Raw genomic sequence first — 8,068 nt, forward strand, 5'->3', positions numbered from 1 at the left:
CGTCGGCATGATCTCGTCGATCGCCGGCCAGACCAACCTTCTGGCGCTCAACGCCACCATCGAGGCGGCCCGGGCCGGCGAGGCGGGACGCGGCTTCGCGGTCGTCGCCGCCGAGGTCAAGGCGCTCGCCGGCCAGACCGCCCGGGCGACCGAGGAGATCACCGCCCAGATCGGCCGCATCCAGGGCTCGACCGAGCAGGCGGCCGGCGCGATCGGCACCATCGCCGGGCGCATCCGCGAGATCTCGGGCGCGGCGACCGCGATCGCCTCGGCGGTGGAGGAGCAGGGCGCGGCGACCCGGGAGATCGTGCAGAACATCACCCGGGCGGCCTCCGGCACCGAGGCGGTCACGGCCAACATCGCCGGCGTGGCCGGGGCGGCGGAGGAGACCGGGGCGGCCGCCACCCAGGTTCTGGCCTCCGCATCCGCGCTGTCGGGCCAGTCCGCGACCCTGACCGCGGAGGTGCGCGAATTCCTGGCGACGGTCAGGGCGGCGTGAACGGCCCGGGTCACGGCGGCGCGGTGCCGGCGCGGGGCCCCGGCGGCCCGGTCAGGCCGTCGCCAGCCGCACCGGCGCACCCCGGCGCCAAGCCGCGATCGCCTCGACGGTGTCCTCGTAGAACATCCGGAACGTGCTCTCGGTCACGTAGCCGAGATGCGGCGTCAGCACGGCGTTCGGCAGGCCGCGCAGGGGGTGGTCGGCGGGCAGGGGCTCGCGGTCGAACACGTCGAGCCCGGCCCGGATGCGGCCCTCGCGCAACGCCGCGATCAGCGCCGCCTCGTCGACCAGGGGCCCGCGGGAGGTGTTGATCAGGATCGCCCCTCGCCGCATCCGGGCGATCTCGGCCGCCCCGACGATGCCCCGCGTCGCGGGCGCCAGCACCATGTGCAGGCTGACGACGTCGCTCTCCGAGAACAGCGCCTCGCGGGTGGCGAGCGCCGCGCCGCCGGCCTCGGCCCGCGCGGGGGTGAGGTTCGGGCTCCAGGCGGTCACCCGCATGCCGAGCGCCCGGCCGACCGCCGCCACCCGGGCGCCGATCCGCCCGAGTCCGACGAGCCCGAGGGTGCGGCCCTCCAGGCCCTCGCCCAGGGTCTCCTGCCAGCGCCCGCCCGCCATGTTGGCGAATTCCCGCGGCAGGTGACGGGCGCAGGCCAGCATCAGGGCGGTCGTGAGCTCGGCGGTGGCGAGGCCGCCCTCGCCGTTGCGGGTGTTGCAGACCGGGATGCCGCGGGCCGCGAGCGCCGCGACGTCGACCGAGGGGTTGCGCCCGCCGGTGAACACCACGAGCTTCAAGGCCGGCAGGGCGGCGATCAGCGCGGCGTCGAGGGGCATGCGCTCGCGCATCAGGCAGAGCACGTCGTAGGGCGCGAGCCGCGACGCCGCCTGCGCCGGCGGCACCGGCTCGGAGAAGAACTCCACCGCGACGTCGGGCCCGAGCCCGGCCCAGTCGGCCAGCCCCGCGGCAACGCCCTGGTAGTCGTCGAGCACCGCGACCCGGATCGTGTCGGCCTGCATCATCACCCGTCGTCCTCCCCCGTCGCACCTCGCGGCCATGCCGGTCGCGGCGGCGACGCGCCGACCGGGCGCCGTCGCGGGTGCGGGAATCGTCAATATCCGGTACGGGATGGGCGTTCCACCCGCGGCGTCCGTGCTATGCTGGCGGCATGCACCCCGATGGACCGCGGCCCTCTTACGCGCTGTCGCCCCCTTGCGTCCCGGCGGGCTCGCGCCCGATAGAGCGGGCGCCCTCGCGGGCCGGCGCGGAGGTCGGCGCGGACACGGGGGTGGCGGTCGTGCTAAGCGGCCGGGACATGCCGGGCCCGAACAGGGGCCGGGCCGGAGGTCGGAGTGGTTCGTCACATGCGGGAGCGCCGGGGATGACGCGCACCAGGGCCGTCGCCGCCCTGTGGCTGGCGATCGGAGCGCTGCTGACCGGGGCGGGCGCCGCCCGGGCCGACGTGACCGTCGGGGTCGCGGTGCCGCGCACCGGTGCGATCGCCGGCATCGGCGAGCAGGTGCTCCAGGGCGTGCAGGCGGCCGTCCGCGACGCCAATGCCCGCGGCGGGATCGCCGGCGAGCCGATCGTCCTCGACGTCCAGGACGATGCCTGCGACCCGGGCCAGGCGATGGCGGTGGCGGAGCGCTTCGTACGCTCGGGCGTGCGCCTGGTGATCGGCCATGTCTGCTCGAGCGCCTCGCTCGCGGCGTCCGACGTCTACGCGGCGGCCGGCGCGGTGATGATCAGCCCGGCCTCCAACGCCGCGCGCCTGACCGATCGCGGCCTGCCGACGATCTTCCGGGTCTCCGGCCGCGAGGACGACCAGGGCCGGCTCTCGGCCACGATCCTGGCGGAGCGTTTTCGCGACAAGAAGATCGCGATCCTGTACGACGATACCCCGCTGTCGCGGAACCTCGCCGAATCGACCAAGGCCAACCTCAACAAGATCGGCCAGAACGAGACGCTGTTCGCCGCCATCGTCCCGGGCCAGACCGACGACGCGGCGCTGATCAAGCGGCTGCAGGGGGCGGGGATCGAGGTGGTCTATTACGGCGGCCACTACCAGGAGATGGGCAAGCTGGTGCGCAAGGCCGCGGAGGCCGGCTACCGCCCGCAATGGTTCGGCACCTCCGGCATCGCCACGAAGGAGTTCGGGGCGCTGGCCGGCGCGGCGAGCGACGGCGTGCTGATGACCTTCAACCCGGACCTGCGCCGCAAGCCGGAGGCCGCCGCCGCCGTGAAGGCCCTGCAGGGCGACGGGATCGACCCCGCCGGCTTCACCCTCTACGGCTACGCCGCGCTCCAGGCCCTCGTCGAGGCCGGCAACTTCGCCAAGTCCACCGACCCGAAGGCGATCGCCGAGACGCTGCATGCGGAGCGCTTCAACCTGGTGCTCGGCAATGTCGGCTTCGACCAGAAGGGCGACGTGACCGCGCCCGGCTACGTGCTCTACGTCTGGCGCGACGGCGTCTTCACCTACGCCAACTGAGACCGATACCGCAGCCGCCTTCGAACGGGCTCGTCCGGAGGCGCCGGGCAAGCCCGCAAGGTTTCCCCGTCCTCGCGCCGATGGCGCCGGACGCCGTCGCAACGCTGCGAAGGCGTGACGGTACTACGCGAACAGAGACCTGCGCGAACCGAGATCGACCGGGAGGGTGCCCTCCGCCACCGTGAGGGTGCGCCCGCCGATCCAGTCGGCGCCGTCGTAATCGACGAAGACCCGGCCGCGGCGCCCGAGCGTCGTGCCTTGCGCGGCGACGTAGGGCCCGGCGGCGCGGCCGGTCTCCCGCAGCCAGCCGGCGACGGCCGCGTTGAAGCTGCCGGTCACCGGATCCTCCACGAGGGCGCCGGCGCCGTCGTCGAACAGGGTACGGATCTCCCACGCCACCTCCCCGCCCGGGGCATGGGCGCCGACGAGGCCGATATCGATCCGGCCCTCGTGCCGCCGGGCCGGCGCGACCGCCAGCACCTCCGCGGCCGAGGCCAGCATCACCCCGACCCAGCCCGGACCGTTGTCGCACCAGCGCGCCTCGACGACCTGCTCCGGCGCGATCCGCAGCACCGCCACGATCTCCCGCATCGTTGCCGCGTCCACCGGCCCCGCCCGGAGCAGCGGCGGCGCCGCGAAGGCGAGGCGGTCCCGGTCCTGCCGGATCGGCACGAGCCCGGCGCCGCATTCCTGCACGATCCGCCCCGGCCGTCGCGGCCTCCCGCCCGAGCCGAGCCAGGCATGGCAGGCACCGAGCGTCGGGTGGCCGGCGAAGGGCAGTTCGTGCGCGAGGGTGAAGATCCGCGCCCGGTAATCGGCTTGCCGATCGGTCGGCGGCAGCAGGAACACCGTTTCCGACAGGTTGAACCACCGCGCCATCGCCTGCATCGTCGCGGTGTCGGGCTCGACCCCGCTCACCACGGCGAGCGGATTGCCCGTGAAGGCGCCGTCGTGGAACACGTCGATCAGGGCGAAGCGGGCGGTCATGGCGGGGCAGCCTCTCTCAAGTGACGAACGACCGTACACCTTTGGTGCTACGGCAGGGTGCGATCTGGGGAGATCGCGCCCGCACTCTCCTCCGCACTGACGGCGGCGGCCGCAGCCTAAGTCCACGTGGTCCGCTTCGGCGCCGAAGGCCGTATGCCGTCGACGGAGCGTGCCGCGACCGTGACGGCAGCCACCCGATACAGTTGCTCGACCTGTCAAGTCCATCAATGGTCTGTGCAACTGGATGGAGGTCAAGCTCCGCCCGTTCGCGGCGCGTCGGCTGAACGTAACCCACCTTGCTCACCTCATCGAGCTGTGCTCGTTATAGCAGGGGCGTGTCTCTGACCCGCGAGTCATTGCCTGTAATCGCCCATCAATCCGAATGAGAGCCGTGATGAGTATCGTCGCGGCCCAACCGCTCGACGTCGGTGCATTGCACGCTCTGGGGGTGGCATGAAAGAGAGCACTGTCCTACTCGTCACTCTCAGCGTCGTCCTGTCGGCCGCGGCACAGATCGCCCTCAAGGGCGGCATGATGTCGGACACGGTGCAGCGGTCGATGACGGCCGAAAGTATTGCGATACAAGTCTACCATATCGTCTTCAATCCGCTGGTGATCCTCGGATTGTTCTTCTATGCCGCGAGTGCGGCGGTCTGGCTGTTGGTGCTGGCGCGCATTCCCGTCAGCTCTGCCTATCCGTTCGTCGCGGTCGCAATCGTGCTGACCTCTTTGCTTGGCCGGGTCGTCTATCACGATCAATTTTCGCCGGCGAAGATCGTCGCTACCTTAATAATCGTCGGAGGCGTCGTTATGATGGCGAAGGCATGATGATGAATTTGAATATCGCCGAGGACCTTCCGCTCTGCGCCGACGTCCCTCTCTGCGTTGACCTGGACGGCACGCTGGTCCGCACCGACATGCTGTACGAAACGGTGCTGTTGCTGGCGAGGCGATCACCGACGTCGCTGTTCCAGCTGCCGTTGTGGCTCGCGAAGGGGAAGGCCGAGTTCAAGCGCCGGGTCGCGGAGCGCGTCGAGCTCGATGCGTCGAGCCTCCCCTACCGTCCCGACGTCATCGCGCTGGTCGAGGAGGCGCGCGGCGAAGGACGGCAGGTGGTGCTCGCGACGGCCGCATCGGCCACCGTCGCGCGCAACATCGCCGACCATCTCGACCTGTTCGACGACGTCATCAGCAGCACCGACGACGTGAACCTGTCGGGCCACCACAAGGCGGATGCGCTCCTCGAACGTTACGGGGAGGGCGGGTTCGACTATATCGGCAATCATTGGGAAGACCTGCCCGTGATGCGCCACGCGCGGCGCGCCTGGCTCGTGTCCGACAACGGGCATCTGCGCCGGGCCGCGGCGCGCTCCCATGCCGGACCGACCTGGATCGAGGCGGAGGGAGGCGGCCTGCGGTCGTGGATCAGGGCGCTGCGTGCGCACCAGTGGGTCAAGAATATCCTGATCTTCGTTCCGCTGCTCGCGGCGCAGGAGGTCGGCAATCTCTCCCTGGTGACCATGGCGGTGCTCGCCTTCATCGCCTACAGCCTGCTCGCCTCGGCGGTCTACCTGGTCAACGACATGCTCGACCTGACCGTCGATCGGCGCCACCGCAGCAAGCGCAACCGCCCCTTCGCTGCCGGCAAGCTTCCGATCTCGCACGGGATCATGGCGGTCCCGGTGCTGGTGATGCTGTCCTGGGGCATCGCCGCCTTCCTGCCCGTCCAATTCATGATCGTGCTCGGCGTCTACACGGTCGTGACCACGCTGTATTCGTTCTGGCTGAAGCAGCAGGTCGTGGTCGACGTCATGCTGCTGGCCGGCCTGTATACCCTGCGCATCCTGGCCGGAGCGGCCGCCACGCAGATCGAGCCGTCCTTCTGGCTGCTCGCATTCTCGATGTTCCTGTTCCTGAGCCTTGCCGTCCTGAAGCGCTACTCGGAGCTGCGCGTGACGGTGACGGAGGGCAAGGAGCTTTCCGGACGCGGCTATCTGCGGGCGGACCTGCCGGTCCTGCTGACGCTCGGCGGCGGCAGCGGCCTGATCAGCGTGATGATCCTCGCCTTCTACACGCAGTCCGAGATCGTGCCGGAGCATTATCCGGCTCGCCAGTGGCTGTGGCTGGTGCCGCCGCTCATGCTCTACTGGGTCGTGCGGATCTGGATGAAGGTCAACCGGGGCGAGATGCACGACGACCCGGTGCTGTTCGCGGTGAAGGACTGGCAGAGCCTGGTCGTATTCGGCTGCATGGGCGTGATGTTCGGGCTCGCCGCGATGGGTCTCAAGCCATGACGAAGCTGCTGCACGTCCGCCTCCGCCCGGCCGTCCTGGTGCCTCTCGGGCTGTTCGCGCTGGCCCTGCTGCTCCGCGTGATCGGGGCCAACTGGCACGGCACCCACTTCGACGAGGACATCGGCGGCCCCGCCCGGCTCCTGTCCGGTGACTTCTATCCCCGGACCTTCTACTATCCGCCGCTTCTCACCTACCTGGTCGCCATCGCTTACGTGCCGCTCTACGGCCTGGGGCGGCTGCTCGGCTGGTGGCACTCGACGGCGAGCTTCCGCGCCGCCTATTTCGACCAGCCGGTGTCCTTCTACGTGACTGCACGGGTCGTCGTGGCGCTGTGCTCGGCGAGCGCTGCGCCGATCGCGTGGGCGCTCGCTCGCCAGGTCGGCCTCTCCGGACGGGCGGCGTTGCTGGCCGGCCTGGCGGCGGCCGTCCTGCCCGGCGCCGTCTACTGGTCGCACATCGCGAAGTCGGACAGCGGGATCGGCCCGGCCTTTCTCCTCGTCGGGTTGTGCACGCTGCGATTGCTGGACCGGCCGTCCTCGCTCTGGCGCGCCGTGCAGGTCGGCGTGGCGGCCGCCGTCGCCGTGAGCTTCAAGCAGTCGGCGGTCTTCTTCCTGGCCCCCGTGCTCGCGCTGTTCGTGCTCTGGTCGATGCGGGCGCCGGGACGGCGCAGGATCTTTGCCGGAAGCTGGATCGTCGCATTGCTGGCGGCTGCGGTGGCCGGCGCGATCCTGAACATCGGCATCCTTCTCGATCCGAAGCCTTTCATCGAGGCGCAGGTGGTGCAGTCGCAGATGTCGTACCGCGCGGCATCGCTCGACGTGAGGATCGGGACATGGATCTCGCAGCTCCTCAGCGACGCGACGGGCCTGCCGCTCGTCACCCTGCTCGGCGCGGCGGCGTTGTGGGTGCTCGGCATCGCCTGCGGCGGTCCCAGGATCCGCCTGCTGCTGACGATCTGCGCGATCGGATGGGTCACCGGGACGATCGTGATCTGCTCGATCACCGGCAGCCGGCAGCCGTCGCAATTGTGGCTCCCCTATCTCGTCCTCGGCTTCGTCGCCGCCGCCATCGGAGCCGGTCTCCTGACGGATGCCCGCGAACGCCCGCTCCGGCTCGTCGGCTACGCCGGATTCTGCCTGCTGTTCGCGAGTTCGATCATCCGGATCGCACCGATCCTCACCCAGGCGACGGCGCCGGCGATCGGCGCACCCGTCGCCGCCATCGTCCGCTCCGACCTGCCGCCCGGCGCCCGGCTCGTCTCGAACGTCGACCTCACGGGCTACCTCCCCCTCTCGCCCCAGAGCCAGATCCTGACCCGGGTCCGGCACGAACGGCTGGCGGCCCGCTACGGCATTCATCTTCCGCCGCAGGATCGCCCGTTCGCCGGCACGCCGGGCGGGTACACGGTCGTCGACTATCCCTGGGTAATCGGTGGGCTCGAGAAATACAGCGGCGACGAGGTGAAGGTCGTCATTCCCTATGCCTGGCCGATCCAGCCGGAGGAGTGGCAGCTCGATCACTGGCTGGCCCAAGACTTCCACGTCTTCGTCATCGGCGGGGTCTCCGATTTCGTCAACGATCCCGTGCCGGCGTACCGCGCCTTCTTCCGCGCGCTCGATCGCTGCCCCCGCATCGCCACCGTGCCGGCCGCCCGCCCGCTCTTCGGCGAGCAGGATACCGGCATCTATCGGTGCGCCGGACTGAATCAGGCGGGGATTCGCGGAGGCTCTACGTTCTAGAGTACTTCACGATCGCGTTGCCACGGTCCACGACACGATCGCCGTCGCCCTGCGGTCGGC

At 70.5% G+C, this 8,068-nt stretch carries 6 protein-coding genes; 4 read left to right on the forward strand and 2 right to left on the reverse strand.

Annotation, left to right across the window (positions count from 1 at the left end; genetic code table 11):
* The coding region (locus A5481_RS30205) for a methyl-accepting chemotaxis protein (RefSeq protein WP_245298677.1) at positions 1–499 on the forward strand (499 nt) is incomplete at its 5' end.
* A gap of 51 nt (positions 500–550) precedes the next feature.
* Here the strand turns inward: A5481_RS30205 and A5481_RS30210 are convergent.
* A complete protein-coding gene (locus A5481_RS30210) occupies positions 551–1,519 on the reverse strand; it encodes a D-2-hydroxyacid dehydrogenase family protein (RefSeq protein ID WP_048435686.1) in 969 nt (322 codons plus the stop codon).
* Between the two features lie 359 nt (positions 1,520–1,878).
* Between A5481_RS30210 and A5481_RS30215 the strand changes: the two genes are divergently transcribed.
* A complete protein-coding gene (locus A5481_RS30215) occupies positions 1,879–2,988 on the forward strand; it encodes a branched-chain amino acid ABC transporter substrate-binding protein (RefSeq protein WP_048435687.1) in 1,110 nt (369 codons plus the stop codon).
* 123 nt (positions 2,989–3,111) lie between these two features.
* Here the strand turns inward: A5481_RS30215 and A5481_RS30220 are convergent, their stop codons facing one another.
* Complete coding sequence (locus tag A5481_RS30220) at positions 3,112–3,975, reverse strand: PhzF family phenazine biosynthesis protein (RefSeq protein WP_048435688.1); 864 nt, start codon at positions 3,973–3,975, stop codon at positions 3,112–3,114.
* A 453-nt stretch (positions 3,976–4,428) separates the two neighbouring features.
* Between A5481_RS30220 and A5481_RS30225 the strand changes: the two genes are divergently transcribed.
* Together A5481_RS30225 and A5481_RS30230 are read left to right on the forward strand one after the other, a co-directional pair.
* Positions 4,429–4,803 (forward strand): DMT family transporter, encoded by a 375-nt coding sequence (locus A5481_RS30225; RefSeq protein WP_048435689.1) that lies wholly within the window; start codon positions 4,429–4,431, stop codon positions 4,801–4,803.
* Positions 4,800–6,269 (forward strand): UbiA family prenyltransferase, encoded by a 1,470-nt coding sequence (locus tag A5481_RS30230; RefSeq protein WP_245239035.1) that lies wholly within the window; start codon positions 4,800–4,802, stop codon positions 6,267–6,269. The genes A5481_RS30225 and A5481_RS30230 overlap by 4 nt, the downstream gene beginning before the upstream one ends.
* The last annotated feature ends 1,799 nt before the right edge of the window (positions 6,270–8,068 follow it).

Origin of the sequence: Methylobacterium platani (genome assembly GCF_001653715.1) — a bacterium.
GTDB classification, from domain to species: domain Bacteria; phylum Pseudomonadota; class Alphaproteobacteria; order Rhizobiales; family Beijerinckiaceae; genus Methylobacterium; species Methylobacterium platani.